We start from the raw sequence: 26,912 nt of genomic DNA on the forward strand, positions 1-26,912 counted from the left end.
GTTCACATCGACATCAGCCGCTCAGCTTTTGGCCTTGGGCATCTGCGACACGAGCGACAGCCCGATATCCATGCCTTCGACCTGGAAGTGCGGGATAATAAACAGCTTGATGCGGAAGAAGCCCGGATTGTCCTCGATGTCCTCGACGGTCACCTTCGCTTCGCGCAGCGGGTGCGAGGCCTGCAGCTCATCGCCCGGATCCTTCATCTCGGTAACGAGACCCTTGATCCAGTTGTTCAGCTCGAGCTCAAGGAGACGCCGGTCCTTGGTCGTGCCGATGTTTTCGCGCTGGATCAGCTTCAGGTAGTGCGCAATGCGCGAGAGCAGGAAGATGTACGGCAGCCGCGCGTTGATGCGGCTGTTGGCCGTCGCTTCCTTGGTCTCGTATAGCGCGGGCTTCTGCGCGGAGCTCGCCGAGAAGAAGCACGCGAAGTCGTGGTTCTTGTAGAACGAGAGCGGAATGAAGCCCAGGTTCGCGAACTCGAACTCGCGCGTCTCGGGGATCAGGACTTCAGTCGGGATCTTGGCCTGGGTTCCGGTACCCAGATCGTAAAGATGGACCGGCAGGTCTTCGACCTTGCCGCCCGCCTGCGGACCCCGGATCTGGACACACCACCCGTTATTCACGAAGCTGCGGCTCATGTTCGCCGCGAACGCGAACGAGGCATTCACCCAGCAGTACTTGTCGTGATCCGGGCCCTTCACGGCCTCTTCATAGTTGAAGGCCCGCACCGGCACCGTGTCCTTGCCGTACGGCAGACGGCCCAGCACGCGCGGCATCGTCAGACCCACATAGCGCGCGTCGTCCGTGTCGCGGAAGCTCTTCCACTTGATGTATTCGGCACGGTCGAAGTAGTTGCCGATATCCTGGATCGCGGCCACTTCCTCCATCGACTGCTTGCCGAAGAACGCCGCGCCCACCGCGCCGATAAACGGCATATGGGCGGCGGCGGCCACCTTCGAGATGTTGCGCAGCAGGGCAATGTCCATCGGCGAGTTCTCGAACTCGAAATCGCTGACCATCGCGCTGATCGGCTGGCCGCCCGGCGTGTCGTATTCCTCGACGTACGTGAGGCGATACAGGCCGCTCTGGATGAGTTCCGGGGTGTCCTCGAAGTCGCGCTGCAGCGCTTCCTTCGAGACGTCGAGCACCTCGACGCGCGCGTTGCGGCGGAAATCGGTACGCGAGACGAGCATCTTGAGGCCGCGCCAGCGACCTTCGAGCGCCTGGAATTCCGGCGCGTGCATCACCGCATCGAGCTGACGGCTGATCTGGCGGTCGAGCTGGCCGATATGGAAATCGAGCAGTGACTTGTCCAGACGCTCGACGGGCTGGCTCGACTTCGCGACCAGTTCGAGGAAGGCGCCCATGCCGCGCGCGATGCGCTCGTCGGCGGAGGCTTCGGAGAGCGTGTCGCTGTCACGGAACGCCTCGATCGGGCGCGCCTCGGCGACGGGCTTCAGGTTGATCTTGCTGCACAGCGAGGCATAGACGCTGTCGGGGGTGTCGAGCACAACGGTTTCGGCTGCGCCCTTGCGGGATTCATTCCGTTTCATCTGGATTCCTGTCGGATTCTGTAACGCTGCCTGGTGGCGAAATGCGGTGAAGGCCTGCTTCGGCCGCCGCTCAGGCATGGCCTTCCGGCTGCGTGGCCGCCGTTGCCAGCTGCGCCAGTTCGCCGCGCAGCTTGTCAGACAGACGTTTGTCCTTCAGAATCTTCTCGAACTCGCGACGGAAGGTGGCATTGTCGAGCAGGTTCGATTTCAGGTCGCGCAACAGGTTGCGCATCGCGAGCATCGCCTGGAGCTCCGGGATCTGGCGGGCGACCTGCTCCGGCTCGAAGTCCTTCATCGAGCGGAACGACAGGTTCATCGGCAGTTCCGAGCCGTCGGCAGACAGCGTATTGTCTGCCGCAAACTTCAGGTCCGGCGCGTAGTCCGCGAGCACCGAGTCGAAGTTGTTCTTGTCGATGTTGACCTTCTTGCGCTCGGCCAGCGGCGCCTGCTCGCGGCCCGCGCTGAAGTCGCCCGCGACCAGCAGCTTGAGCGGCAGTTCGACCTTCTTCTGCGCCCCGCCCGTATGCAGGTCAAGTGTTATTGAGACACGGCTCTTGGGAATTTCTCTCTGGAAGCTGTCCATCAGTTGTCCTCAGGAATGACGTTCACAATCTCCGCAGGAATCAACCGCAGCAACAGAAAAGCGCCCCGCACACGCACCGCGAATGCTCATCATCCAGACTGCCTCCCATAGCCGGGTTTCCATTCATGCGACCCTATTGGCAGCGCCATTAAACAGGTTTACCCGCATTCCGTCAAAGCCTGCGCACAATAATTTATCAACACTTGTCCAAAGCGCATCATTCGCTTTATCCAGAATTAAATTCCGGTGATTCTGCACGCCTGCCGGAACACTTTCCATTCCTGATCCACTCCCGTTCTCGGCGTATGGGTAGAGGAAATTCCTTGGAAAATATGGTCTTTAACGGTCATATTCTGCCCGTTCCTTGACGACCATCAATCAAATACTCACTACTCAATGCGCAATAGTTATCTCTAATTTAACCACCATTTTTATATGACAAATTTTAAAAACCTTATCATCATGGATACCGGAGAATTCGCTATGCCAAATCGAAAAGGGCCATATAGAATCGCCGCGTTACAGGAAAAATAACCGAGACCACACCTTGCAGACCGATCGCCTGTCCGGACCGGCAGACCCTTCTCCCGCGCAACCTGTGAAGCACCGAACTTCGCCGTTTACCACTGCGCTGAAATGTCGGCAGTCCCATCGAAGCACGATGCCTGAGCTTCAGGCCGGGCGGTCCTGCACCACACATCAGCGCGCATGATCACACTGACCCTGGGCCGCAACGGACGGCCTCTCATGAACCCTGCATCCGGGAGTGCAGGTCCCACCGGTGTTGGCATGCGCGACCTGCTGCACGATACCGCGCTGCTGGTGAGCTCACTGACCTCCGGCGGAACCGTCCAGGATTCAGCACGCTTTCGCGAGCGCTGCAGACAGCTTGTTGAACAGTTCGCCGACGCGCTCACGCAGGGGGACTATCCCGGGGACGTCCAGCACGAAGCGCTGGTGGCGCAGTGCGGCCTGCTCGACGAGGTGGCGCTGCGCTATCTGCCTGGTGACGCGCGTACGGCATGGGAACTGCATCCGATGCAGGTCGAGCGCTTCTCCATCTACGACGCCGGCCGCCGCGTGATCGACGCCATTGAAGCACGTGTGCACGAGCCCTCGCCAGATGTCGGGCTGCTTGAGTTTTATGCTGCAGTTCTCGCTCTGGGATTCCTCGGTCGCCATGCCCGCGAAGGCGAGGCGAAGCGCACGGCCCTGATTGCCGCCCTCGATGCGCGAACCCGGACGCTTCGCACGACCGTGGACGAGCCCTTCGTGACCGACGCGGCCGGACCCAGGCTTTCCGGTGGGTTTCGCCGGCTTGCGCCGTGTATCCCCATCGTCCTCGGGTGCTTCGTGATGGTAGCTGTCTGGACCGTGGGCAGCAGGATGCTGGAGACACAGCTCGCGCAGATCGCACCGGTCAAGGTAAAGACTGGAGGCATCCGGCCATGAAATCGGATCTGTCGATGCTGACGGCCGGAACCGCTGCGGTGCCGGCAACGGGCCACGACGGGCTGGGGTATCCCCTGCGGCTGATGGTGGTGTTTGCGACCGCGCTGGCGCTCGCCGTCATCTGGCTGGTGGCCCGGCTGCCCGCCGGACTGGCTGCTGCGCTGACGGCGGTCATCGTGATCGCCGGGCTTGCGCTGCAGGTCTGGCGCACGCGGCGCGTCACGATGGCGCGCCGGGATAGCGCGCATGTGCTGACCGCACTGGGCGCCGCGACCGCCGACATTCCGCTGCGTCTGCGCACCCGCATGCCGCTCGTACTGGTCACGGGCGACGATCTGCCCGCGCTGTTCGACCGGCACGACGGCGCGCGCCATGTACACATCGGCGATGGCGCGATCTGGCTGCGCGTGGACCGGCCCGAGAATCTGGCGCGCATGGCATCAATCGTCAGGCAGTGGCGCGACGGACGGGCGCCGGACGGTATCGTGCTGGTGGTCTCCCCGGCCCGCTATACGGACGAGGATACGCTCACGCAGGCGCTGCGCGTGGTGCGGCAGGCCATGGCCGACGCGGCACGGATGCTGGGTACACGCCTTCTTCCGGGCTATGTGGCGGTGTATCAGCGACTCGCGACGGGAGGACTCCGGGGTCTCGCGCAGGAGCTGGTCCTGGGACACACAGCCACGCCGCCGGCTGACGCTCTCGCGCCACAGTGGTATGGCGTGTCGTCGGCCACCCACAAGGTGGATGCGCGGCATTTCGCGACGGTAATCCGGGCCGCGGACAACGAGGCCGCCTGCGTGGCAGACAGCGGCGTGCCTGCTGCCCGTGCCGCCGCCCTCGCGTCCATCATGGACTGGACGCAGCGCGTCGTGATCCATGCACTCGTCGATTCGCGGCAACCCGCCGCGCCCTGGCCACTGTATGGCATCGGCTGGATCGACTGCGGACCGGCGTGCGGGCCGGGCCGCCCGTGGGAGAGCGACGTGCAGACGCACACCGGGGTCTCGCGCGTGCCCGCGGGCGCCTCGCCGATGCCATGGCCGCTCCCGCAGCCGCTGATCCGCGCGATGCCCCAGCGGTTCTGGATGTCGCCGCGCGTGATCGCGCTGGCCCACGCCCTGGCGATGCTGACCTGTGCGGCCATCGCCGCCTGCCTCTTCTCGACGCAGCACAACCAGGCGCTGCTTGCCCGCATCGGGGCGGACCTGGGCCGTTACTCGATGATCCCGGCCAGTCACGACAATGCGAAGCGCGATGCACTGCAGGCGCTGGTTGCCGACCGCAACGAGCTCCAGCGTTATGCACGCACCGGCACGCCGTTGCCCCTTTCGTTCGGCCTGTACCGGGGCGCCAGGCTCATCCCGCCACTCAACGAGGCTATCGCCTCGTACCAGCCACCGCCACCGCCGCCCCAGATCGTGACGCTCGACAGCATGTCGCTCTTCGACAGCGGCCGCGCGCAACTCAAGGACGGCTCGACGCGGGTCATGGTGGGCGCACTCGAGATGATCAAGGCGCATCCGGGCAAGCGGATTCTCGTGGCGGGCTACACCGACAACGTCGGAGACCCGGACAGCAACCTGAAGCTCTCGACGGCGCGCGCCGAGGCCGTGCGCGACTGGCTCATCGATGCTTCCGGTATGGCGGCCACGCAGTTTGCGATCCAGGGCTATGGCGACACCCGCCCGCTTGTGGACAACGACACGGAAGCCGGGCGGGCAAAAAACCGCCGCGTGGAGATTACGCTCGTTCCCGATATAAAGCCCGCCCCGGCGCCGGCCATCCCGGCGTCAGGCGCGACAGGTTCAGCCGGATAACGCGGTTTAGTCCCCGAAGCGAGGGCTTCGGGATTGTGTAGCCCGGTAACCGAATCCGGGCGCTTGTTGCGGTACGAAGAAGGAAGTAAGTAATGGCAATTCCGTCATACATGTGGCTCAAGGACGATGGTGGCGCGGACATCAAGGGTTCGGTCACCGTCCAGGGCCGCGAGGGCAGCGTCGAGATCACGGCGTTCGACCATGGCCTGCATATTCCGACCGACGGCAACACGGGCAAGCTCACGGGCACGCGCGTGCACAAGCCGATCAAGCTCGTGAAAGAAACCGACGCCTCGACGCCGTATCTCTACAAGGCCGTGACGAGCGGCCAGACGCTGAAGTCGGCCGAGATCAAGTGGTACAAGATCGACGACGCGGGCAAGGAGAAGGAGTACTTCAACACCAAGCTCGATAACGTCAAGATCGTCTCGGTCAGCCCGGTGATGTACGACATCAAGAACCCGGACTACGAGAAGCACAACCACCTGGAAGTCGTCGAACTGCGCTACGAGACGATCACCTGGTCGTACAAGGACGGCAACATCATCCACAAGGATACCTGGAACGAGCGTTCCTGATATCCGGCACCTGTGTAGTTGGAGGTCGACACGCATGACGACCTCCCCTTTCGCCAGCCTGTGCCAACAGGCTGGTCTTTTTATTGCGAGAGGCGGCCGCCTTCCGCGGCCGCTGCTCCTTTACCTGTGCCGGAATCCTTCCTCCCGTGACGCGAACCCGCTGCAGCGGCTCAATCCTCACTGCGCGAATGCACTGGAAGCCGCGGCAAGCCTCTGCCAGGGGCGTCTCTCGGACGAGATTACGGTCGAGCACTGGCTGCTCAAGCTGATCGAGGCCGGGGACGGCGATATCCCGGCCATCATGAACCACTACGATCTGAACGTCGATGCCATCTGGGATGCGCTGCTCAGGGCAATCGACCATACGCCGCGCAACCTGCGTGGCCGGCCCAGCCTGTCCCCGCAACTGGCCGTCGTGCTCCAGGATGCCTGGTTTCATGCGTCGACCGGCGACGCAACGGGCGAACCGGTGATCCGCTCCGGCAACGTGTTGCAGGCCATCATCGAAGCGCCGCATGTGCTGCGCGCGAACAACGCCTGGCAACTGCTCTCCCTCAGCACCGCGCAGATCCCGCGACTGCTGCCGCGCCTCGGGCGAAGAACCTGCGAGAACCCGACGGACGAGCCGGAAACCCTGCCGGAACACACTGCGGCGGCAACAGGAACCGTTGCCGGCGGTCACGCGTCGCAGGAAGCGGCCGTGCCGGCCCCACCCGCAACCCGATGCAATGTGGAAGGCGACGCACTTGCCCGCTTTGCGATCGACATCACGGCAAAAGCGCGAGAGGGAAAAATTGATCCGGTCTTCGGGCGCGATCGCGAGATCCAGCAGATGGTCGACGTGCTCGCACGCCGCCGCAAGAACAACCCCATTCTCGTCGGGGAGCCCGGCGTGGGCAAGACCGCGCTCGTCGAGGGTCTCGCGCTGCGCGTGGCAGAGGGCATCGTGCCAAACGTGATCCGGGATGTGCGCATCCTGACACTCGATCTGGGGCTGCTGCAGGCCGGCGCGGGGGTGAAGGGTGAATTCGAGCAGCGCCTCAAGACGGTAATCGACGAAGTCCAGGCCTCGGCTGTACCGATCCTGCTCTTCATCGACGAGGCACACACGCTGATCGGTGCGGGCAACGCGGCGGGCGGCGCCGACGCGGCGAACCTGCTCAAGCCCGCGCTCGCGCGCGGCGAGCTGCGCACGATCGCCGCCACCACCTGGTCGGAGTACAAGGAATACTTCGAGCGCGATGCCGCGCTTGAGTTCGGCGCCGGCCAGCACGACGCGCGCCGTTTCGCGGGCATCGCCGCGCGCCTGCGCGCCTCGCTCACGAGCGGCTTCGCATAGCCCGAGAAACGCGCCTGGGCGGCTTCGGTGGCAGGCGGTCCGGCTTTGCGACGGCGTGTTGGCATGGGGCGCTCCTGTTGACTGCCTTCCCGTGGCGCAAGCGATGTACCCCGCTCGCGTGCGTTGGACCGCGCGGAATCGAGGTGGCCGCCGTGCCGGTCTCACGCCGCACAGAAGGATGGATGCCATGCAGGCACGACGGCTGCTTCTCCAGCCGTTGACATGACAAGGAGGACAACTATGGAAACGGCAAAGGTGAAGGGCATGGCGCAGGAAGTGGCGGGAAGAGCCGAGGAACTGGCGGGCGATGCGCTTGGCGATACAGGCACGCACCTGGTCGGAAAAACCAGAGCGCTATGCGGAAGCTTGCAGCGGCTGGCGGCCAACGCGGCCTCTTCCGCGCGCGAGACGGTGTCCGGCAATCCGCTGGCGGCCCTTGGCATCGCGCTCGGCATCGGTATGTTAGTGGGTGCCTTATGGTCCGCGAACCGCGAATAAAATTTCCCCACGTGCCGCTGCGAGCATGGATTGAACGACGCGGAGGATCGAGATGAGAGTCGAATTTACGAGCCGTCGCCACGTCGTGGCTGCCGCCCGGGTGGCATTCGAGGCACACGTCGACAATCGGCCGGTGTGGTGCAGCGTATCGATGGACGCGCCAAGCGAGCGCTTCGGCGTTACCGATACGTCGGCGCATGCGCTGCTGGGCGCGTTCGAGACCCACCGCGCGAAGATCGAGCAGGCGGCGCGGCACGCCCTGAACAGCAACGGCGGACTGTCCGTGGAACTGGAAGCACTCGACTTCGAGGGCATGCGTTGACAGAAGGCTTGATGCGGACTCAAACATAGGGCTGCTCTCGCACCCATTTGGTCATGATCCATTTGTCGCCGGCGAGGACCGGCGCACCGCCGTGCAAAGTCAGCGGATCGAGCTGCCGCATCGCGTTCATGTAGCGGAAATACACCGCACAGCCCTGTCGGGCTCCAACGGATAGCCCAACCTCCGGGAAGACGGTCTCGCCGCCGGCCGGCACGTCGTTCAGATAAACGACGAGCGTTGCCACGCGCTGCCCCCCGCGCGCCGTGTGAACCGTGCTGCCCGCCTGATCCGGTGGGAAATAGTCGAAATGCGGCCGATACTCGCCGCCCACGTTGTAGTGAAGAATCTGCAGGCCCTCGCCATTTTCGACTGGCCAGTTCATGAGGCTCGCAATGCGGTCGTCGAGACGCTTGATGAATTCGTCCTCTCCGCGCTGGAACCAGACGCCTTCGCTCGTGCGATTCTGGATGACGTCCTCGCGGCCGGTCTCGGGATGAACCGTGGTCGATCGCCTGAGCCGGTGCCGCGAACGCTCGATCATCTCGGCGCACTCGCCTGGGGACATGACGTCGCCGAAGAGAATGACCTGGGGCCGTTCGCTGCGCATCAGCACCGTGACGTCGCGATCGCGGGCACGAATCCGGTTGCCGGCCGCAACGGGACCGCGGTCGTACCGGTACTCGCCCGACGGGCCGCGGGCGGGACTTGCCTCAACGCCGCCATGGGCGCCCAGCGTCTCCTGCACGGCCACGTCCGCCGCGGCGGAATCGAACCCTGCTTCCACCATCGCGTCGATCATGGATTGCGCGCTGCATCCGCGGCCCGCATTCGTGGTCAGCCAGCTTCGCCAGGCGGCATCGATAATCGGCATGGGTTGCGTTTCCTCTTTGGCTGCAAACGTGTAAAAGATCAGTTGGCCGAAGTGCAGACGGGCGCCGCTTTCAGCAGCGCCGGCCACACCCGGCTCCAGTCGCCGTCGTGCGTCATGCCCGGGACCGTGCGGACCTGCGCGCAGCGCGGGCCCGCGGCTTCAACGAACCGTTGCGCGACGGCGGGCGGCACCACGTCGTCATCGGCCCCGCTGAAATGGATCTGCGCAATCGACGCCACCTGTCCCGCGAAATCGATCGGATTATCCGACTGCGGCATCGCCGACACATGGTGCAGCCGGTTGACGAACTCGTCGTCGAGGTTGCCGGCCACCGTGCGGATCGAGGCGACATCGGTGCGACGCGCCGCGATCAGCACCGCGACCGCGGCGCCGCCGGAATAGCCGATCAGATCGATCCGCTGTCCCGGCGCACGCGCGGCGAACTGGCTGAGCGCATCGTCCATCGACGCCACCACTTCCGGCGCGAACCGCTTGCCTGTCCAATACGGAATGCCGCAGCGCGGATTCATGGCCATGGGCGTGTACTGGCAGGGACGGGCCAGATAAACGACATTCGGCGCGGGGTCCGCGGCCGCGAGCTTGAGGCCCGTGGCTTCGCGCGGCGTCGGGTCCAGCGAGGGCTGCGTGCGCGAGATCCATGCCTGGCCGTCGCCTTCGATATAGACATGGAGCGGCTCGCCGGGCTTGCCGATTTTCGCGTACGCGGTCAGGACGAAGTCGCCTGCGTCGATCCGCTCGCGCTGCAGATGCGCCGCTTGCGCGATCGCATCGGCGTGGCCCACGGGATCCAGTGCGGCGCAGCCTGCCCCGGCGCTGACGAAGAGGCAGGCCGCAAGCAGCGCGGCGCCGGAAAAACGGTTTGGCATCGGGAATCTGCGTCACTCGCTGGAACTCGGAGACGCCATGGTACACGCACGGCGCGTGCGGCCCGGGTGTGCAACCTGCGCCCGACCAGGGAAATTCCCGAGGCGAAATCGTCCTATGACATCGCCCTCGCAAATTGACCGGGATAACTTGATCGCTCAAGCAGGCCATTCGGGTGCTGCTCCAGACTGAGGATGCCTTATGCGATACGCCTTACCCTGGCCCCGCAAGCCCGCGGGTCGGTCCCCCTGGGAAGTCGAGGCTTCCGCGGATCGAGAACGCCGCTCCGCTGCAGGGCGGTCGCACACGCTGCCGCGCCGGGCCATCGCGGCCGCGGCACTCGGCAACGCGACCGAATGGTTCGACTACGGGATCTACGCCTACGGGCTCGCCTATATCTCCGCCGCGCTGTTTCCCGGCAGCGCGGCCAGCGCCACGCTGTTCGCGCTCGGCACGTTCGCCATTTCGTTTCTGATCCGGCCGCTCGGCGGTCTCTTCTGGGGACCGCTCGGCGACCGCTTCGGCCGCAAGCGCGTGCTCGCGCTGACCGTGCTGCTCATGTCCGGCGCAACGCTGCTCGTGGGCCTGCTGCCCACCTACGCCACGGCCGGATGGCTCGCGCCCGCCGCGCTGATCGCGCTGCGCATGATCCAGGGCTTCTCCACCGGCGGCGAATATGGCGGCGCCGCCACCTTCATGGCCGAATATGCGCCCGACGAGCGGCGCGGCTTCTGCGGCAGCTTCCTCGAATTCGCGACGCTGGCCGGCTTTTCGCTGGGCGCGCTGCTGATGCTCGCGGCTTCGCTGCTGCTCGGCAACGACGCGATGCATGCGTGGGGCTGGCGCCTGCCGTTTCTCGTGGCGGCGCCGCTCGGGCTCGTCGGCTGCTATCTGCGTTCGCGCATCGAAGACACACCCGTATTCCGCGAACTGGAAGCGCAGATCGAGAAAGCGGCGCATGCGCGGCCGGCGGTGTCGCTGCGCGCGCTGTTGCGCGACTATCGCCTGCCGCTCGTGCTGCTCGGCGGCCTCGTGGTGGCGCTGAACGTCGTGAACTACGTGCTGCTGGCCTATATGCCGACGTACATGCACAAAGAGCTGGGCGTGAGCGAGAACCTGTCGCTGCTGATTCCGCTTCTCGGCATGCTGGCCATGATGGTGATGCTGCCTTTCGCGGGTCATCTCTCGGATCGCCTGGGGCGCAAGCGGCTCTGGTGGTTCTCGCTCATCGGTCTCTTCGTCGCCGCGGTGCCGATGTTCGAGCTGATGCACCATGGCGTGATCGGCGCGCTGATCGGCTTTTCCGTGCTCGGACTGCTTTATGTCCCGCAGCTGGCGACCATTTCCGCGACCTTCCCCGCCATGTTTCCGACCCACGTGCGCTACGCCGGCATGGCCATCGCGTACAACCTCTCCACGTCGCTCTTCGGCGGCACGGCGCCGATCGTCAGCGACTGGCTTGTCGACAAGACCGGCAGCGCCCTCGTTCCGGCGTACTACATGATGGCCGCCTGCGCGGTCGGCGCAATCGCACTCCTCTTCGTCATCGAAACGCGCGGGTGTTCGCTGCGCGGCCATACGGTGCCCGGCAAGACGCGTTGATGCATCCCCGGCCGAGGGCATTTCGGGCCCTCGCCTCTCGTAGCGCTCATAGCGCTCGTAGCCCAGCCCAGGCTGGGCTTTTTTTCGTCGAGACGGTCTGCACAATGAGAAAAAGCCTGGGCCCCGCGTCGAGCGGGGCCCAGGCTTTTTTGATCCGGACTGCCAGGCTGACCGCTCTCGCAGTCAGCTTGGCAAGACTTCAACCGGCAACGGTCAGATTGCGCTCGGCCACCTCGTCAACGGCCTCGCGGACAATACCGACGATCTCGTCGGCTTCGGCACGCGTCATGACGAGCGGCGGGGCGAAACCGAGAATGTCGCCGTGCGGCATGGCGCGCGCGATCACACCGCGCTTGAGCGCCGCGGCCGACACCTGCGGCCCGATCTTCAGCGCGGAATCGAACGGCGTGCGTGCTGCCTTGTCGGCCATGAATTCGAGCGCGCCCAGCATGCCCACGCTCCGCACCTCGCCGACGAGCGGATGCGCGCCGAACGCTTCGCGCAGCTTCGCGCCGAAATATGCGCCCACGTCCGCCGCATTGCCGACCAGATTCTCGCGCTCGAGGATGTCGAGGTTCGCGAGCGCCGCCGCCGCGCAAACGGGGTGGCCCGAGTAGGTCCAGCCGTGCCCCATCGGCCCATGCTCCTGCGAGCCGTGCGCGATCACGTCCCACACCTTCTCGCCGACGATCACGCCCGAGAGCGGCGCATAGGCGCTCGTGAGGCCCTTCGCGACGGTGATGAGATCCGGCGCCATGCCGAAGTGCTGCGCGCCCATCTTCGAGCCGAGGCGCCCGAAGCCGCACACCACTTCGTCGGAGATCAGCAGGATGTCATGCTTCTTCAGCACGCCCTGGATCGCGGGCCAGTAGCCGGCAGGCGGTTCGATGATGCCGCCCGTGCCCATCACGGGCTCGGCGATAAAGGCGGCGATCGTGTCGGCGCCTTCGCGGGCGATCAGCTTTTCGAGCTCCTCCACGCAGTACGCGACGAACTGCGTCTCGGTCATGCCCACGGGCGCCTTGCGATACCAGTGCGGGCAGACCGTGTGCTTCACGCGATCGATCGGGAGATCGAAATGCTGATGAAAGCTCGGCAGTCCCGTGAGGCTGCCCGTCACGATGCCGGAGCCGTGATAGCCGCGCTCGCGCGAAATGATCTTCTTCTTGTTCGGGCGTCCCAGCACATTGTTGTAGTACCAGACGATCTTGACCTGCGTTTCGTTGGCGTCCGAGCCGGACATGCCGTAGTACACCTTCTTCATGCCGGCCGGCGCCCAGTCGATGATGCGCGACGACAGTTCGATGATGGCGTCCGACGAATGCCCGACATAGGTGTGGTAGTACGCGAGCTGCTTCGCCTGCGCGTAGATCGCGTCGGCCACCTCGGTGCGGCCGTAGCCGATGTTGACGCAGTAGAGGCCCGCGAAGGCGTCGATGTACTGCTTGCCCTGATGGTCTTCGATGCGGATGCCTTTCGCACCGCGTACGATCTTGCCGGGCAGCGCGCCGCTTTCGTGATCGTACGCGTGGGTGGACGGGTGCATGAAATGCGCGCGGTCCTGCTGGAACAAGGTTTCGAGAGATTGGGTCATGATGTGCTCCTGATGCGGGGTTCAGGCCGTGGCCGCGAGCGGCAGGCCAAGATTGCCAAGACAAAAATATTTGGTTTCCACGAACGGCTCGAAGCCTTCCGCGCCGCCTTCGCGGCCGAGGCCCGACGCTTTCATGCCGCCGAACGGAATCGGCGCGCCTGTGAACTTCACGCCGTTGACCGAAACCATGGCGAAGTCGAGCCGGCGCACGAGTTGGAAGATCGTGTTGACGTGGGTCGCGCACACGTAGGCGGCGAGACCGTACTCCGTGTCGTTCGCCTTCGCGACGACTTCGTCGAGCGTGTCGAACGCGCAGACGGCGGAGATGGGCGCGAAGTTCTCTTCGTCATACACGCGCATGCCGGGCGCGGCATCCGCTATCACCGTGGGCTCGAAAAACCAGCCTCCCAGCGCGTGCGGATAACCGCCCGCCACGATGCGCGCGCCCTTCTCCTTCGCGTCGGCCACGCGCGCGGCCGTGCTGTCGAATGCGGCCTGATGCATGAGCGGACCGACCTCCACGCCCGCTTCGAACGCCGGGCCCGTCTTCAGTGCGCGCACCGCCGCGGCGTAGCGCTCGACGAAGGCCTCGTAGAGCGGACGCGCCACGAAGATGCGGTTGGCCGCGCAGCAGTCCTGCCCCGAGGTCTGGAATTTCGCGCCTACGGCAACCTTCACGGCCTGCTCCAGATCGGCGTCGGCGGTCACGATGAACGGCGCGTTGCCGCCCAGCTCCAGCGCGACTTTCTTGATGCCCGCGCGCGCCGCCGCCTGCGTGACGAGCGCGCCCACGCGCGTCGATCCGGTGAAGCTCACGGCACGGACGCGGGTATCGCTCACGAGCGTTTCCATCGCCATTTGCGGTTCGCCGATCACGACGTTGAAGACACCCGCGGGAAAGCCGGCCTCTTCCGCAAGCTGCGCGAGCGCGAGCGCCGAATAGGGGGTCTCGTGCGCGGGTTTCACGATCGTCGTGCAGCCCGCGGCGATCGCCGCGGCGGCTTTACGCGTGATCATCGCCACGGGGAAGTTCCAGGGCGTGATGAGCGCGGCGACGCCGACGGGCTCCGCCACCGTCGCGAGGTGGGCGCCGTCGATATGCGTGGGAATCGTACGGCCTGCCAGGCGTTTCGCCTCGTGCGCGAACCACTCGACGAAGCTCGCCGCATAGCGGATCTCGCCCTGCGATTCGGCCAGCGGCTTGCCCTGTTCGAGCGAGAGCAGCGAGGCAAGATCGTCCTGGTGGCGCAGGATCAGCGCGTGCCAGTGCAGCAGGGCCGCGCTGCGCTGCGGCTGCGGCACCCAGCGCCAGGTTTCGAAGGCGCGCTGCGCGGCATCCACGGCCGCGACGATCTGCGCACGCTCCAGCATCGGCACATGGCCGATCACCGTCTGATCGGCGGGATTCTGCACGGCGACGGTGGCGGCGCTGTCGCTGTGTATCCAGCGGCCGTCCACATAGCACAGCGATTTGAACAGGATGGGATGTCCAGGCAACATGTCTCTACTCCTTCGTGGTCGGTATGGACTCCATTCTGTCGCGCCGGCGCGCGTGAAATTTTTGGTTTCGCGGCGCCGGAAATGCGGTTCTTTTTGAAATGGCGGCGGCCGGCGCGAAAAAAACAGCCGGCCCCGCGAAGAGACTCAAAGGCCCTCGGCGGCCCAGCCGGGCACCTGCGAAGGCGCGCACTTCACGACCTTCGTCACGATGTAGGTGAAATAGCGCTCGATGCCGAGATCCTCGACCAGCAGACTGTCGATGAAGCGCTGATAGTGATCGATGTCGCGCGCTACCACGTGCAGCACGTAATCCACGCCGCCGCCGGTTGCGTAGCACTGCGTCACTTCGTCGGCCGCGCCGATGCGCTCCTCGAAGCGCCGCATCTCCTGGGCGGTGTGCCGCGAGAGCGTCACCTCCACGACGATGCGGCTGACCCGGAAGGCGCCGACCCAGTCCACGTCCGCGCGATAGCCGCGAATCACACCGCTCTCCTCGAGCTTGCGCACACGCTCCCAGGCTGGCGAGATCGACAGGTTCACCTCTTCGGCGAGCTTCGATTTCGTGATCCGGCCGTCGCGCTCGAGAATGCGCAGAATCGCGAGGTCGTAGCGGTCGAGCCTGATCACGTTGCCGTCCCGCTCATGCCGGCACCGGCAGATTGCGCTCGACCACCTGGGCCACCACGGCCACGGTGTCGCCTGCCTGCACGAGGCCGGGGAAGTGGCGCGCGGCGAGCAGGCCGCCGCACTGCGCGACGTATTCCACGGGACGCGTGCCGGTTCGCTCGATGTCGTGCACGCGCGCGAGCACGTCGCCGGCCTCCACCCTCTCCCCCAGGTCGCGGCACATCTCCAGCAGGCCGCGATGCTCGCTCGTCGTGTAGCAGCGGCCGTCGGGCATGTCGAGCAGCGTCGTGGTGCGCCGCTCCGGGTCGTGCGCCGCATGCGTGCGTTCGATCACGCCGGCATGCGCGAGAAAACCGCGCAGGCCGCGATCCGCAATCGCCACGCTCGCCGCCGTGGCGCTGCCGCCGCCGCCGAGCTCGGTCGAGACGAACACCTTGCCGGCCTCCTCCACGGCGCTGTCGAAAAGCCCCACGCTGTCGAGCTCCAGCATGCGCATGGAGTAAGGCGCGCCGAAGGCCCGCATCGCGCGCTCGCAGCGCGCCTGCTGCTCGCCGTCGGGCAGGACGTGAATCGCCGCGAACGGCACGAAGTCGAGCGTGCGCCCGCCCGCGTGAATGTCGAGCACGTAGTCCGCGCGTTCGAGCAAATGGCGCTGGAAGTAGTCGGCGATCTTTTCGGTCACCGTACCGTCGGGGCGCCCCGGGAAGCTGCGGTTCAGATTGCCCGCGTCGATCGGCGACGTGCGGCAGCCCGCGCGGAAAGCCGGGTAGTTCATGTACGGCACGATGATCACGCGGCCGGTCACTTCGGCGGCATCGAGCGAGGCCGCGAGCTTGGCGAGCGCGATCGGCCCCTCGTACTCGTCGCCATGATTGCCGCCCGTTAGCAGCACGGTGGGCCCGTCGCCGCGCCCGATCACGGTGAGGGGGATCATGATCGCCCCCCACGCGGAATCGTCGCGCGAATACGGCAGCTTCAGGAAGCCATGCTGCACGCCTTCGGCGTCGAAATCGACGGTCGGCGTGATGGGTGATGCGCGCATCGCCCCTACTCCTTCACGAACAGTTTGCGCGGCGTCTGGCAGAACGTCTCCACGCCGGTCTCGGTAATCAGAATGCTCTCGGTGATCTCGAGGCCCCAGTCGTCCAGCCACAGGCCCGGCATGAAATGGAACGTCATGCCGGGTTCGAGAACCGTGCGGTCCCCGGGGCGCAGGCTCATCGTGCGCTCGCCCCAGTCCGGCGGATAGCTCGCGCCGATCGGGTAGCCGCAACGGCTGTTTTTCTCGATGCCCGACTTGCGCAGGACAGCGAAGAATGCGTTGGCGATGTCCTCGCAGACGTTGCCCGGTTTGGCGGCCGCAAGCCCGGCCTCGATGCCTTCCACGACCGCTTTCTCGGCTTCGAGAAAATGCTGCGGCGGCTTGCCGAGATACACGGTGCGCGACTGCGGACAGTGATAGCGGCGATAGCAGCCCGCAATTTCGAAGAACGTGCCGGCGTTGTTGCCGAATGCCGAGTCGTCCCAGGTAAGATGCGGCGCGGCGGCATCGGCGCCCGTCGGCAGCAGCGGCACGATGGCCGGATAGTCGCCGCCGTATCCTTGCGCGCCCGTGATGCCGGCGCGGCAGATTTCGGCGACGAGATCGCTCTTCTTCATGCCGGGCTCGACGGTATCGAGAATGCGCGCGTGCATCTTTTCGACGATGCGCGCCGCGACCCGCATGTACTCGATCTCGCGCGGCGACTTCACGGCACGCTGCCAGTTCACGAGCGCCGTGGCGTCGGCCCAGCGCGCGCCGGGCAGATGGCGCTGCAGCGCCGCGTAAGCGGCCGCGCTGAAGTAGTAGTTATCGAGCTCGACGCCGATGCGAAGCTGGCTCCAGCCGCGCGCCGCGATGACCTCGCTCGCGAGGTAGTCCATCGGATGACGCTCCGTGGACTGCACATAATGATCGGGATAACCGACGATCTGCTCGTGCGCGAGGAACGTCGTGCGTTTCGCGCCGTTCGCGTCCTGGCCGCGCCCGTACCACACCGGCTCGCCCTCCTGCGCGAGCAGCACGCACTGATGCACATAGAACGACCAGCCGTCGTAGCCCGTGAGCCAGTACATGTTGGTCGGGTCCGTGACGATCAGCAGGTCGATGCCCTTCTGCTGCATCGCCGCGCGCGTCCTCGCGATGCGCGCTTCGTACTCGCCGCGTGCGAATGCGAGGCGCGGCACCCCCTCCTTCGATTCATTTGCTGCCGACATCATCCCCTCTCAAAGCGTAACTGCGTTGTGAAAGACCGTTCCCATGCCCGACGCCCTGGCGCGCACCAACGCGAGCGCCGCGATGGCCGTGTCCTGCGCGCCGGTTCCGGTGAGGTCGCAAAGCGTGATTTCGTCGGCGTGCCGGCGGCCCGGGCGCTGCCCCGCCACCACCTCGCCAAGTTCGTCGAAGCGCGCCTTCGGCTCGGCCGCGCCTGCCGCGATCGCATGCGCGAGCTCGCCCAGCAAACGCGTCTGCTGAAGGCGATCGCAGACATAGCGCGCCACCTCGAATACCGAGGGCGCGATTTCGTTCTTGTACTCCGCGTCGGAGCCCATCGCCGTGACGTGAAGGCCCGCATGCAGATCGCTGGCGTCGACGAGCGGCGCGCGGCTCGGCGTCGTCGTGATCGCGACGTCGGCATGACGGAATGCGTCGTGCACCGAATCGGCCACCCAGACTTCGATGCCGTGGCGGCGCGCGGCCGCATCCGCGAACGTCAGCGCCTGTTCGACGTCGCGCGCCCAGACATGGACGCGCTCGATCTTGCGCACGAGCATGAGCGCGTCGAGCTGCAGGCGAGCCTGCTCGCCCGCGCCCACGATGGCCGCGTGACGCGCGTCTTCGCGCGCCAGCCAGCGCGCCGCGACGGCACCCGCCGCCGCCGTGCGCACGGCGGTCAGATAGCCGTTGTCGAGCAGCACCGCCTCGGTAAGGCCGGTTTTCGCCGAAAGCACGAGCATCAGGCCGTTCAGGCTCGGCAGGCCGAGCGCGGGGTTGTTGAAGAAGCCCGGGCTGATCTTGATCGCGAACTGCTCGAAGCGCGGCAGATACGCGGTCTTCACGTCGACTTCGCCATTGCGCTCGGGCAGCGCAAGATTGAGGATCGGCGGCATGACCACGGCCTCGGTCGCGAGCGAGGCGAACGCGGCCTCCACCTGGTCCACGGCCGCGAGGTCGAGCGGAACGAGCGCGCGCAGCTGCGCCTCGCCCAGCAAGGTAACAGGATGCAATTCAGGTCTCCGAGATAATTCGGCGGTGTACCGCCATGTCGATATTGGCGCCGCTGATCAGGACAACGATGGGGCCGCCCTGCTCTTCCGCACGCTCCGCGCCGGCAATGCGTCCATCCAGCAGCGCCGCGATGCCCACGGCGCCCGCGCCTTCCACCACGAGGCGCTCTTGGCGATACGCATGAACGATGCCGCGCGCGATGGAAGGCTCGTCGAGCAGGATCACGTCGTCGGCAAGCGCACGCGTGAGCGAGAACGTATGACGGTTGTCCAGACCGATGCCGCCGCCCAGCGAGTCCGCGAGCGTCGGCACTTCTTCGACCTCGATGGGCTGCCCCGCCGCGAGACTCGCATGCATGGCCGCGCCGCGCGCCATCGAAACGCCGATGGCCGCGATCGAAGGACGGATCGCCTTCGCCGCAAAGGCAACGCCGCTGAAAAGGCCGCCGCCCGAAAGCGGTACGACGAGCGTGGCGGCATCGGGCAGCGCCTCGAGCACTTCGAGGGCGATCGTCGCCTGCCCCGCAATCACGCGCGCGTCGTCGAACGGCGGCACGAACGCATAACCTTCTTCGCTCGCGAGGCGCTGCGCTTCGATCTGCGCGTCGTCCTGGCTCCGGCCCGCGATCACGACGCGCGCGCCGAGCGCCGCCACGGCATCGACCTTGTTGCGCGGCACGAGCGAGGACATGCAGACGGCGGCCTCGATGCCGAGCGCGCGCGCGGCATAGGCGAGCGCGCGGCCGTGATTGCCGGTCGAAGCCGTGACCACGCGCGTCACGCCGGTTTCGGCGAGTTGGGCGACGGCATTGGTCGCGCCGCGCAGCTTGAAACTGCCCGTCGGTTGAACGGTTTCGAGCTTGAGATAAACCGGTGCGCCCGCGTGCGCGGACAAGGACGGCGACGCCACGAGCGGCGTGTGGGCCGCGCGACCGGCGAGGCGCTGGCGGGCCCGATAAACGTCGGCAAGCGAAAGCGATGACATGAAACGCACATTCCGTAGCTGATGCTGTGCGAACCAGTCTAATGTTCCAAAACGGCGTTTCTAATGTCCTGGTACAATTCGCGCCGCGCTTCGCGAGCCCTGTCGCGATGGCGCCTGCTCAGACAAAGTCGTTCACGTGCGGATACTGCTCGAAGACGCCGGCTATGGTCTCGAGCGCGTTGCGGCACGCCGTGTCGCCCACCTCCGCGCCAAGGCTGATCCGCACCGCGTTGGGCCGCTGCGTGCCGCCCACGAGAAACGGGTCGGGCGAGGTCACGGCGATCTGCCGCTTGCGCAGCTCGCGCACAACGCGGTCGGCCTGCCAGTAATCCGGCACGCGCAGCCAGGCCGAGGGCGCATTCGCATGCGCGCCCAGCACGTACTCGCCCAACACCGCGCGCACCATCGCCTGGCGTGCGGCGAGCCGTTCGCGCTGCAGCGCCACGAGCCGGCGCGCGGTGCCGTCCGTGATCCAGCGCGCGGCGATCTCGGCAACCGGCGAGGTGGCCATCCAGCTGGTCACGCGCAGCACGCTTTCGGCTCGCAGCGCGAGCCGGCGCGGCACGGCCAGATAGCCGGTGCGCAGGCCCGTCAGCACGGACTTCGTCATACTCGTGCAGTAGAACGCAAGCTCCGGGATCAGGCTCGCGATGGGCGTGCAGGTTTGCGCCGGCAGCGCGCCATACACGTCGTCCTCGATCACGTACACACCATAGCGCTGCGCGATGCGCGCGATCGCGCGGCGCCGCGAATCGGGCATCACGGACATCGTGGGATTGTTGAAAGTCGGCGTGCAAACGAGCGCGCTCACACGCTCGCTGTCGCACATCTCTTCGAAATGTTCGGGACGGATGCCATGCTCGTCGATCTCGAGCCCCTTGAGCGTAAAGCCAAGCACGTTCGCAAGGCCGATCACGCCATGATCCGTGAGGCTCTCGCAGAGCACCGTGTCGCCGGGCCCGACCGTGGAGGCCAGCGCGAGGAAAATGCCCTGGGCCGCACCGTTGGTAACAAGCAGCGTCTCGGGGCTGGCCGGCATGTTCAGCGAACCTAACCATGCCGCGCCCGCCTGGCGATGGTGCTCGAAGCCGGCGATGGGGCGGAACGAGCGGATCCACGGCTGATCGTCGAGCGTGGCGAGCTGGGCGCAGACGTCGCGCCAGGCCGCATCGTGCTGGGGCGTGTGGACGATGCGCGCGATCGAGAAGTCGACGATCTCGCGCTCCGCGGTATCGAGTATGTAATTCGACATCGCCTCCGTCACGCGCGCCGCGACGAAGCTGCCGCGCCCCACCTCGCAACGGATCAGCCCCTGCCTTTCAAGCTCCTTATAGGCGTTGGTCACCGTCTGCACGCTGATGCCAAGCTCGGCGGCCACCTCGCGCTGCGGCGCAAGCCGCATGCCCGCGGCCAGCGCACCGTTCTCGATGTCCAGCGTGATCGCCTTCACGAGCCGCTTGTACTTCGATTCCGCGCCATGCGCGGCGCCGACCGCTTCGCGCCACTCTTTGGAAACCTTCGCCCGCGCCATCTCCGCCCTCTCCTCCTTCCTCAGCCGACATGGTCGCTCAAAAAGGACCGGGAAAATAATTGTCCTAGTGCAAGCGTCAACAAAAAATGGCTTTGTATGCTGCGCCGATCGCTGCTGCCAAAGCCTTGTGTGGCGGGCCTTGTGCGGCAGGGATTTCCCGGTGCCGGGAGCGGTTTTCCGGCACCGCAACCGCTACCAGCACGACCACGACGACCACGGGACACCACGAACATGAAGCGAATTCGCATGCTGGGCGCGGCCAGCGCCTTCCTGATCTCCGCCTGCGCCGCGATTGCCGCGGCCCACGCCGAAACCACCTTGCAGCGCATTCAGCGCACCGGCGAGATCCGCATCGGCTACGCCAACGAAAAACCGTTTGCCTATACGACGCCCGACGGCACCGTCACCGGCGAATCGCCCGAAATCGCACGCAAGATCTTTGCCCAGCTCGGCGTGAAGAAGGTGGACGCCGTGCTGACCGAATGGGGCTCGCTGATTCCCGGCCTGCGCGCCGGCCGCTTCGACGTGATCGCCGCCGGCATGTACGTGACGCCCGAGCGCTGCAAGCAGGTGGCATTTGCCGATCCGCAATACAAGATCGAGGACACGCTGCTCACATTGCCCGGCAATCCGAAACAATTGCACAGCTACGCGGACGTTGCGAAAGCGGACGCAACGCTCGCGGTCATGGCCGGATCGGTCGAGTTGGGCTACGCACGCGAATCCGGCGTGAAAGACAGCCAGCTGCTGCAGGTTCCCGACACCACCGCGCAGCTGCAGGCAGTGCGTGCGCGGCGCGCGGATGCCGCCGCGGGCACCGCGCTCACGATGAAGGACCTGGCCGCGAAAGCGCCGGGTCAGGTCGAGGCGCAGCAGAAGTTCATCGACGACCCGAAGCACACGGGCTACGGCGCGCTCGCGTTCCGCCCGGAGGACACCGACCTGCGCGACGCCGTGAACAAGGCGCTTCATGCATGGATCGGCACGCCGGACCATCTGCGGACGGTGGCGCCTTTCGGCTTCGACAAATCGAATCTGCCCGACAAGACGGCCGCCCAGCTGTGCGGCGGCTGAGCACGGACGTGCCGCATCCTGGCGCTGCGCCGCGCCAGGCCATCTTCTTCAAGGAACCGCTATGGGCGACCTGAACGAACTCCTGCCGCTCCTCCTCAAAGGCACCGGCGTCACGATCCAGATTGCCGCCGGGTCGATCCTGCTCGCCATCGTCATGGCGGGCATCGCAACGGCGTTGCGCCTCGGGCCTTCGCGCGCGCTGCGCTGGCTCGCCAACGCGTATGTCGAAGTGTTTCGCGGCACTTCGTTGCTCGTGCAGCTATTCTGGTTCTTCTTCGTGCTGCCGCTGCCGCCTTTCGATCTGGCGCTCACGCCGCTCACCGTCGCGATTCTCGGGCTCGGGCTCCATTACGGCGCCTACGGCTCGGAAATCCTGCGCGGCGCCCTGCGCGCGGTGCCGGGCGGCCAGCACGAGGCCGCGCTCGCGCTGAACCTGCCCGCGCGCTCGCGCCTCTTTCGCGTGGTTCTGCCGCAGGCGATGATCCACGCGCTGCCGCCTGCCACGAACCTGATGATCGAGCTCATCAAGGGCACGTCGCTCGTTTCGCTGATCACCCTTTCCGACCTCACGTTCCGCGCTCGCCAGCTCGACGAGGCCACCTTCAAGACCGCCGAGATCTTCGCGCTCACGCTCGTCATCTACTTCGTGCTGGCCCAGGCGCTGGTCGCGCTGATGCGGCGCGTGGAACGTCGCGTGGGCCGCGGCATGCCCGTGGGAGCCGTGCGATGAACCGCTTCTTCGACTTCGGCTACGCGCTGCGGATCACCCCCCAGCTGCTGCACGCGTGCCTCTACACGATCGGCATTACGCTCGTGGGCTTCGCCGTCGCCCTCGTGCTCGGTCTCGCGCTGGCGATCCTGCGGCGCAGCCCCGTGCGCGCCATCGCGCGGCCTACGGCGCTGTTCGTCGAGTTCGTGCGCAGCACGCCGCTGCTGATCCAGGTCTACGTCCTGTTCTACGTGGCGCCGCTCTACGGCATCACGCTGAGCGCGCTCGCGGCCGGCACGCTCGGCATTGCCGTGCACTATGCGTGCTACGTCTCGGAGGTCTACCGTGCCGGGCTCAACGGCGTGCCGCGCGGCCAGTGGGAAGCCGCCTGCGCCCTCTCGCTGCCGCGCGCCGCCCTCTGGCGCGGCGTGATCCTGCCGCAGGCGATCCGGCCGGTCATTCCGGCGCTCGGCAATTACCTCGTAGCCATGTTCAAGGACACGCCGGTGCTCTCGGCCATCACGGTGGTCGAACTGATGCAGCAGGCCAAGAACATCGGCTCCGAAACGTTCCGCTATCTGGAGCCGATCACGCTCACGGGGCTGTTTTTCCTGCTCATCAGCGTGACGTTCGCCACCGGCGTGCGCCACCTCGAACGACGGCTGAGGCTGCCGTGAGCGCGCGGCAGAACGATCGGACGACCATGCATACTCAGGAGACACGCATGAAAAGAGATCTCGTTCCCGCGCTCGGCGAGGCCGCAGGCGCGGTCGGCCATGCCGCCGGCGACAAGCCGATGGTCCGCTTTCGCGGCGTGACGAAGCGCTATGGGGCGCTCACCGTGCTCGACGAACTCGACCTCGACGTCGCGGCGGGCGAGAAGGTGGCCATTATCGGGCCGAGCGGCTCGGGCAAGTCCACGCTGCTGCGCGTGCTGATGACGCTCGACCCGCTCAGCGCGGGCCGCATCGACGTGGGCGGCGAATCGCTCACGCACATGGAACGCAACGGAGCGTGGGTGCCCGCGAACGACGCTCACGTGCGCCGCGTGCGCAGCCGCATCGGCATGGTGTTCCAGAGCTTCAACCTCTTTCCGCACATGACGGCGCTGCGCAACACGATCGAAGCGCCCATGCGCACGCTCGGGCTGAGCCGCGCCGAAGCCGTGGAGCGCGCGATGGAGCTGCTTTCCATGGTGGGCCTCGCCGACAAGCGCGACCACTACCCTTCGCAGCTTTCGGGCGGCCAGCAGCAGCGCGTCGCCATCGCACGCGCGCTGGCCATGCGGCCGAAGGTGATGCTGTTCGACGAAGTCACCTCGGCGCTCGACCCCGAGTTGTGCGGCGAGGTGCTCAACGTGATCCGGCGCCTTGGCGCCGAGCACAACCTGACCATGCTGATGGTGACGCACCAGATGGGCTTTGCGCGAGAGTTCGCCGATCGCGTCTGCTTCTTCTCGCACGGCAAGATTCTCGAAGAGGCGCCGCCGCAGCAGTTCTTCACTTCACCCCGGCACGAGCGCACCCAGCAATTCCTGCGAGCGGTGCGCGAAGCCAGTTGACCCGCCCCGGCGGCGACGAGGAGCAATCGCAGCATCGTTCCCGCTCGCCGACGCATGTTATTTATTTTGTATTCCTGATTTTTTCGTCAACGCCAACCTACGATAAACACACCATGAACACACGTCTGAAGATTTGCCTGCTTGCCTGGCTCGCCGCGAGCGCCAGCGCCCACGCCCAGAACAGCGTCACGCTGTACGGCCTCGTCGACGAAGGCCTCGACTACACCAACAATGCCGGCAGCGGCTCCGCGTGGCGGATGCAGAGCGGCGACGTGGTCGGCAGCCGCTTCGGTCTCAAGGGCAACGAAGACCTGGGCAGCGGCTACAGCGCCATCTTCCTGCTGGAGAACGGATTCGACGCCAGCAACGGCGCGCTGGGCCAGGGACAGCGGCTCTTCGGGCGTCAAGCTTATGTGGGCCTCGCGTCGCAGCAGTACGGCACGCTCACGTTCGGCCGCCAGTACGACCCGACCATCGACATGTTCAGCGACCTCACCGCCGCCGGCAACTGGGCGGGCAACGTCGCGTCGAGCCCGTTCGACAACGACAACGCGGACTGGGATTTCCGCGTCGACAACTCGGTCAAGTACGTGACGCCCACCGTGCACGGCTTCACCGGGGAAGCCATGTACGCGTTCAGCAACACCGCGGGCGGCTTTGCCGAGAATCGCCTGATGAGCGCGGCCGGGCAATATCAGAACGGCGGATTGACGGCGGCCGTGGCGTACATGCGCATCGACCAGCCCGGCCTCGGCACGCAGGGCGCGGTCACGGACGACTCCGTGTTCGTCGCGAAGTCGCAGGAAAACATCGACGCGGCCGCCTCGTACCGCTTCAGCAAGGCGCTCGTCGGCGTCGCGTATTCGCACACCAGCGTGGACGACCCCACGGGCAGCGTCTACCTCAGCGGCCCGATCACGCCGGCGAACGGCGGCGCCTGGACTCGCTGGACCTTCGACAACTTCCAGCTCAACGGCCAGTATTTCTTCACGCCGGCGCTCTGGCTCGGCGCGTCCTATACCTATACGATCGGCGGTCTCGACACGACCGCGGGCAACTACCATCCGAAGTGGCACAGCGCTTCGCTGATGCTCGACTACGACGTGAGCAAGCGCACCTCGTTCTACATGCAGGGCGCGTACCAGCACGTGGAGAGCGCGCATACGGGGACGCAGTTCGACGATGCGCAGACGCCGGCGTCGGCAGGCATTTCGTCGTCGCCGAACCAGGTGGTGTACCGGATCGCGATGATTCACCGGTTCTGAACCTTCCGGACGGTACGACTGAACCGATCCTGCTATGCCCCCCGGCAGGCGCTTCGCGAAGTCCGCATGCCTGAATGCGGACTCCGGCTTTGCCCGATGCCCCAGGGCGGCATCCGCGCCGCCCTTCCCCGCGCGCCTCGGAGCGTACCGGGACGCCGGCTTTAGCCGCGCCCGTGTCGCGAATGCGACGAGCCTTGCGAAGACGTCGACGTGCTGCTCGTGGTCGTCGTCGCCGGCGGGGTGGTCGTGCTGCCGGTCGTCGACGAGGTGGTGCCGGCGTAATAGCTGGAGCCGAGCTTCGCCTTCGTGCTGTCCGCATTCACGCCGAACTGCGTGAGACTCCAGCGCTTGCCCGTGCTGATATCGCCCAGATAGAGCTGGTAGCCGCCCGCCGTGGTGGACGAGAAGAAGACGTAGTTGGTCCCGTTGACCGGGCCCGCGTCGTCGTTGTTGCTGACGCAATCGTCGATGCTCAGCTGGGTCGGCGTATCGGACGCGGCGGTCTTCGTGTACAGCTGATCCAGCTGCTGCCTGGCGTTGTTCCACTTCGTGTAGAACACCGTGCCGTCGGCGCGCACGATCGGGTAGTACGTGCTGATTCCGCTCGCCGCGTCGAACTTCACCGTGGCGCCCGTCGCGATGGTCTCCTCGTAGAGGCCGAGGCTCGCGCCGCCCGATCCCTCCGAGAACAGCAGCTTCGTGCCGTCCGGCGTCATGAACGGCATCGAATCCTGCGTCTTGTTGTTGGTGATGTCGATCACCGACGTGAATTGCGGGATGCCGCCCGGGTACGACAGCGTGCCCTGCATGTCGTTGGCGCTGTTCTGCTTGAAGATCACACTCGAGCCGTCAGGCGAGAACTTCGGGTCTTCGTTGCGCGTTGCGCCCGTGCTGTTCGTGAGGTTGTACGGAATATGGCTGCCGTTCGTCGGCCACATGAACACGTTCCACGCGTTGTTTTGCACACCCATGAAGAGCAGCCACTTGCCGTCGGGCGAGAAGCTGGCGTTCATGGGGTCGGTGATGCCCCACGATGCATTGCTGACCTGCGTGAGCGTATGCGCCGTGAAGTCGTAAATGAAGAGCTGACTCGTTCCGTCGCCGTAGCTGACGTAGCTGTGGTAGACCAGCTTGCCGGTGAGGCTGCTGGGGAACGATGCATTCGATTGATTCGGCGGATCGTTGACGCAGGCCGCCTGGATTTCCCCGCCGCATGCGGCCGCGACGATACCGACCGCGAGCGTGACTGCAAATGACTTCAACTTCACAGGTAGTACTCCTGATACTTATCT

The 26,912-nt window shown here is 65.8% G+C and carries 24 protein-coding genes and 2 pseudogenes; 12 read left to right on the forward strand and 14 right to left on the reverse strand.

Going from position 1 to position 26,912, the window contains the following annotated elements:
* Positions 1-21 precede the first annotated feature (21 nt).
* From tssC to BAC01S_RS34760, 3 genes are all read right to left on the reverse strand, one after another.
* Positions 22-1,557 carry a type VI secretion system contractile sheath large subunit gene (gene tssC / locus BAC01S_RS19815; protein ID WP_027796327.1) on the reverse strand — a complete coding sequence of 512 codons (1,536 nt, stop codon included), beginning with the start codon at positions 1,555-1,557 and terminating at the stop codon, positions 22-24.
* Between the two features lie 70 nt (positions 1,558-1,627).
* Positions 1,628-2,140: a type VI secretion system contractile sheath small subunit gene (gene tssB / locus BAC01S_RS19820; protein WP_027796328.1), complete on the reverse strand. Its 513-nt coding sequence runs from the start codon at positions 2,138-2,140 to the stop codon at positions 1,628-1,630.
* A 123-nt stretch (positions 2,141-2,263) separates the two neighbouring features.
* Complete coding sequence (locus tag BAC01S_RS34760) at positions 2,264-2,419, reverse strand: hypothetical protein (RefSeq protein ID WP_156954479.1); 156 nt, start codon at positions 2,417-2,419, stop codon at positions 2,264-2,266.
* A 510-nt stretch (positions 2,420-2,929) separates the two neighbouring features.
* Between BAC01S_RS34760 and BAC01S_RS19825 the strand changes: the two genes are divergently transcribed.
* The 6 genes and pseudogenes from BAC01S_RS19825 (at position 2,930) to BAC01S_RS19850 (ending at position 8,149) form a co-directional block, all read left to right on the forward strand.
* Positions 2,930-3,592 carry a DotU family type IV/VI secretion system protein gene (locus BAC01S_RS19825; RefSeq protein ID WP_156954480.1) on the forward strand — a complete coding sequence of 221 codons (663 nt, stop codon included), beginning with the start codon at positions 2,930-2,932 and terminating at the stop codon, positions 3,590-3,592.
* A complete protein-coding gene (locus BAC01S_RS31960) occupies positions 3,589-5,412 on the forward strand; it encodes an OmpA family protein (RefSeq protein ID WP_043202947.1) in 1,824 nt (607 codons plus the stop codon). Before BAC01S_RS19825 ends, BAC01S_RS31960 begins: the two co-directional genes overlap by 4 nt.
* Before the next feature lie 92 nt (positions 5,413-5,504).
* Positions 5,505-5,990 carry an Hcp family type VI secretion system effector gene (locus BAC01S_RS19835; protein ID WP_027796330.1) on the forward strand — a complete coding sequence of 162 codons (486 nt, stop codon included), beginning with the start codon at positions 5,505-5,507 and terminating at the stop codon, positions 5,988-5,990.
* A 112-nt stretch (positions 5,991-6,102) separates the two neighbouring features.
* Positions 6,103-7,245, forward strand: a pseudogene (locus BAC01S_RS31965) (AAA family ATPase); the annotation flags it as partial.
* Between the two features lie 324 nt (positions 7,246-7,569).
* Positions 7,570-7,827, forward strand: coding sequence for a CsbD family protein (locus BAC01S_RS19845; protein ID WP_027796331.1), 258 nt, complete (start codon positions 7,570-7,572; stop codon positions 7,825-7,827).
* Between the two features lie 52 nt (positions 7,828-7,879).
* Positions 7,880-8,149: a DUF1488 family protein gene (locus tag BAC01S_RS19850; protein WP_027796332.1), complete on the forward strand. Its 270-nt coding sequence runs from the start codon at positions 7,880-7,882 to the stop codon at positions 8,147-8,149.
* A 19-nt stretch (positions 8,150-8,168) separates the two neighbouring features.
* Here BAC01S_RS19850 and BAC01S_RS19855 read toward each other — a convergent pair whose 3' ends face one another.
* Positions 8,169-9,020 (reverse strand): 2OG-Fe(II) oxygenase, encoded by an 852-nt coding sequence (locus BAC01S_RS19855; RefSeq protein ID WP_027796333.1) that lies wholly within the window; start codon positions 9,018-9,020, stop codon positions 8,169-8,171.
* A 38-nt stretch (positions 9,021-9,058) separates the two neighbouring features.
* A complete protein-coding gene (locus BAC01S_RS31970; RefSeq protein ID WP_043202950.1) occupies positions 9,059-9,907 on the reverse strand; it encodes an alpha/beta hydrolase in 849 nt (282 codons plus the stop codon).
* A gap of 199 nt (positions 9,908-10,106) precedes the next feature.
* Here BAC01S_RS31970 and BAC01S_RS31975 point away from each other — a divergent pair, with 199 nt between their 5' ends.
* Positions 10,107-11,507, forward strand: coding sequence for an MFS transporter (locus BAC01S_RS31975; RefSeq protein ID WP_084168696.1), 1,401 nt, complete (start codon positions 10,107-10,109; stop codon positions 11,505-11,507).
* Positions 11,508-11,706: 199 nt separating this feature from the next.
* Here BAC01S_RS31975 and BAC01S_RS19870 read toward each other — a convergent pair whose 3' ends face one another.
* The 8 genes from BAC01S_RS19870 to ehuR all read right to left on the reverse strand — a co-directional run bounded on the left by BAC01S_RS19870 (position 11,707) and on the right by ehuR (position 21,011).
* Entirely contained in the window at positions 11,707-13,101 is a 1,395-nt protein-coding gene (locus BAC01S_RS19870; RefSeq protein WP_027796334.1) for an aspartate aminotransferase family protein, read from the reverse strand.
* Positions 13,102-13,122: 21 nt separating this feature from the next.
* A complete protein-coding gene (locus tag BAC01S_RS19875) occupies positions 13,123-14,601 on the reverse strand; it encodes an NAD-dependent succinate-semialdehyde dehydrogenase (RefSeq protein ID WP_027796335.1) in 1,479 nt (492 codons plus the stop codon).
* A 144-nt stretch (positions 14,602-14,745) separates the two neighbouring features.
* Positions 14,746-15,228 carry an Lrp/AsnC family transcriptional regulator gene (locus tag BAC01S_RS31980; protein WP_043202952.1) on the reverse strand — a complete coding sequence of 161 codons (483 nt, stop codon included), beginning with the start codon at positions 15,226-15,228 and terminating at the stop codon, positions 14,746-14,748.
* A gap of 13 nt (positions 15,229-15,241) precedes the next feature.
* Entirely contained in the window at positions 15,242-16,270 is a 1,029-nt protein-coding gene (doeB, locus tag BAC01S_RS19885; RefSeq protein WP_027796336.1) for a N(2)-acetyl-L-2,4-diaminobutanoate deacetylase DoeB, read from the reverse strand.
* A 5-nt stretch (positions 16,271-16,275) separates the two neighbouring features.
* Positions 16,276-17,484 carry an ectoine hydrolase DoeA gene (doeA, locus tag BAC01S_RS19890; protein WP_027796337.1) on the reverse strand — a complete coding sequence of 403 codons (1,209 nt, stop codon included), beginning with the start codon at positions 17,482-17,484 and terminating at the stop codon, positions 16,276-16,278.
* 9 nt (positions 17,485-17,493) lie between these two features.
* On the reverse strand, positions 17,494-18,495 hold the full coding sequence (locus BAC01S_RS19895; RefSeq protein ID WP_027796338.1) for a cyclodeaminase: 1,002 nt from the start codon (positions 18,493-18,495) through the stop codon (positions 17,494-17,496).
* 1 nt (position 18,496) lies between these two features.
* On the reverse strand, positions 18,497-19,480 hold the full coding sequence (gene eutB / locus BAC01S_RS19900) for a hydroxyectoine utilization dehydratase EutB (protein WP_027796339.1): 984 nt from the start codon (positions 19,478-19,480) through the stop codon (positions 18,497-18,499).
* 118 nt (positions 19,481-19,598) lie between these two features.
* Entirely contained in the window at positions 19,599-21,011 is a 1,413-nt protein-coding gene (gene ehuR / locus BAC01S_RS19905) for a MocR-like ectoine utilization transcription factor EhuR (protein WP_027796340.1), read from the reverse strand.
* Between the two features lie 246 nt (positions 21,012-21,257).
* On the opposite strand from ehuR, the gene ehuB reads away from it, so the two are divergent.
* The 5 genes from ehuB to BAC01S_RS19935 all read left to right on the forward strand — a co-directional run bounded on the left by ehuB (position 21,258) and on the right by BAC01S_RS19935 (position 25,620).
* Positions 21,258-22,085: an ectoine/hydroxyectoine ABC transporter substrate-binding protein EhuB gene (ehuB, locus tag BAC01S_RS19910; RefSeq protein WP_245616634.1), complete on the forward strand. Its 828-nt coding sequence runs from the start codon at positions 21,258-21,260 to the stop codon at positions 22,083-22,085.
* A 61-nt stretch (positions 22,086-22,146) separates the two neighbouring features.
* Entirely contained in the window at positions 22,147-22,815 is a 669-nt protein-coding gene (ehuC, locus tag BAC01S_RS19920; RefSeq protein ID WP_043202955.1) for an ectoine/hydroxyectoine ABC transporter permease subunit EhuC, read from the forward strand.
* Complete coding sequence (gene ehuD / locus BAC01S_RS19925; RefSeq protein WP_027796343.1) at positions 22,812-23,471, forward strand: ectoine/hydroxyectoine ABC transporter permease subunit EhuD; 660 nt, start codon at positions 22,812-22,814, stop codon at positions 23,469-23,471. The genes ehuC and ehuD overlap by 4 nt, the downstream gene beginning before the upstream one ends.
* 47 nt (positions 23,472-23,518) lie before the next feature.
* Positions 23,519-24,355, forward strand: coding sequence for an ectoine/hydroxyectoine ABC transporter ATP-binding protein EhuA (ehuA, locus tag BAC01S_RS19930; protein ID WP_027796344.1), 837 nt, complete (start codon positions 23,519-23,521; stop codon positions 24,353-24,355).
* A gap of 113 nt (positions 24,356-24,468) precedes the next feature.
* Positions 24,469-25,620 carry a porin gene (locus tag BAC01S_RS19935; protein WP_027796345.1) on the forward strand — a complete coding sequence of 384 codons (1,152 nt, stop codon included), beginning with the start codon at positions 24,469-24,471 and terminating at the stop codon, positions 25,618-25,620.
* A gap of 206 nt (positions 25,621-25,826) precedes the next feature.
* Here the strand turns inward: BAC01S_RS19935 and BAC01S_RS31985 are convergent.
* Positions 25,827-26,888: pseudogene (locus tag BAC01S_RS31985) on the reverse strand (discoidin domain-containing protein); the annotation flags it as partial.
* Positions 26,889-26,912: the final 24 nt, after the last annotated feature.

This window comes from Paraburkholderia acidipaludis NBRC 101816 (assembly GCF_000684975.1).
Lineage (GTDB): Bacteria > Pseudomonadota > Gammaproteobacteria > Burkholderiales > Burkholderiaceae > Paraburkholderia > Paraburkholderia acidipaludis.

Bases quoted from the DNA above. Each gene is read 5' to 3' on its own strand.
- tssC (WP_027796327.1), bottom strand. From the start codon at position 1,557: ATGAAACGGAATGAATCCCGCAAGGGCGCAGCCGAAACCGTTGTGCTC.
- tssB (WP_027796328.1), bottom strand. From the start codon at position 2,140: ATGGACAGCTTCCAGAGAGAAATTCCCAAGAGCCGTGTCTCAATAACA.
- BAC01S_RS34760 (WP_156954479.1), bottom strand. From the start codon at position 2,419: ATGGAAAGTGTTCCGGCAGGCGTGCAGAATCACCGGAATTTAATTCTG.
- BAC01S_RS19825 (WP_156954480.1), top strand. From the start codon at position 2,930: ATGCGCGACCTGCTGCACGATACCGCGCTGCTGGTGAGCTCACTGACC.
- BAC01S_RS31960 (WP_043202947.1), top strand. From the start codon at position 3,589: ATGAAATCGGATCTGTCGATGCTGACGGCCGGAACCGCTGCGGTGCCG.
- BAC01S_RS19835 (WP_027796330.1), top strand. From the start codon at position 5,505: ATGGCAATTCCGTCATACATGTGGCTCAAGGACGATGGTGGCGCGGAC.
- BAC01S_RS19845 (WP_027796331.1), top strand. From the start codon at position 7,570: ATGGAAACGGCAAAGGTGAAGGGCATGGCGCAGGAAGTGGCGGGAAGA.
- BAC01S_RS19850 (WP_027796332.1), top strand. From the start codon at position 7,880: ATGAGAGTCGAATTTACGAGCCGTCGCCACGTCGTGGCTGCCGCCCGG.
- BAC01S_RS19855 (WP_027796333.1), bottom strand. From the start codon at position 9,020: ATGCCGATTATCGATGCCGCCTGGCGAAGCTGGCTGACCACGAATGCG.
- BAC01S_RS31970 (WP_043202950.1), bottom strand. From the start codon at position 9,907: ATGCCAAACCGTTTTTCCGGCGCCGCGCTGCTTGCGGCCTGCCTCTTC.
- BAC01S_RS31975 (WP_084168696.1), top strand. From the start codon at position 10,107: ATGCGATACGCCTTACCCTGGCCCCGCAAGCCCGCGGGTCGGTCCCCC.
- BAC01S_RS19870 (WP_027796334.1), bottom strand. From the start codon at position 13,101: ATGACCCAATCTCTCGAAACCTTGTTCCAGCAGGACCGCGCGCATTTC.
- BAC01S_RS19875 (WP_027796335.1), bottom strand. From the start codon at position 14,601: ATGTTGCCTGGACATCCCATCCTGTTCAAATCGCTGTGCTATGTGGAC.
- doeB (WP_027796336.1), bottom strand. From the start codon at position 16,270: ATGCGCGCATCACCCATCACGCCGACCGTCGATTTCGACGCCGAAGGC.
- doeA (WP_027796337.1), bottom strand. From the start codon at position 17,484: ATGTCGGCAGCAAATGAATCGAAGGAGGGGGTGCCGCGCCTCGCATTC.
- eutB (WP_027796339.1), bottom strand. From the start codon at position 19,480: ATGTCATCGCTTTCGCTTGCCGACGTTTATCGGGCCCGCCAGCGCCTC.
- ehuR (WP_027796340.1), bottom strand. From the start codon at position 21,011: ATGGCGCGGGCGAAGGTTTCCAAAGAGTGGCGCGAAGCGGTCGGCGCC.
- ehuB (WP_245616634.1), top strand. From the start codon at position 21,258: ATGCTGGGCGCGGCCAGCGCCTTCCTGATCTCCGCCTGCGCCGCGATT.
- ehuC (WP_043202955.1), top strand. From the start codon at position 22,147: ATGGGCGACCTGAACGAACTCCTGCCGCTCCTCCTCAAAGGCACCGGC.
- ehuD (WP_027796343.1), top strand. From the start codon at position 22,812: ATGAACCGCTTCTTCGACTTCGGCTACGCGCTGCGGATCACCCCCCAG.
- ehuA (WP_027796344.1), top strand. From the start codon at position 23,519: ATGAAAAGAGATCTCGTTCCCGCGCTCGGCGAGGCCGCAGGCGCGGTC.
- BAC01S_RS19935 (WP_027796345.1), top strand. From the start codon at position 24,469: ATGAACACACGTCTGAAGATTTGCCTGCTTGCCTGGCTCGCCGCGAGC.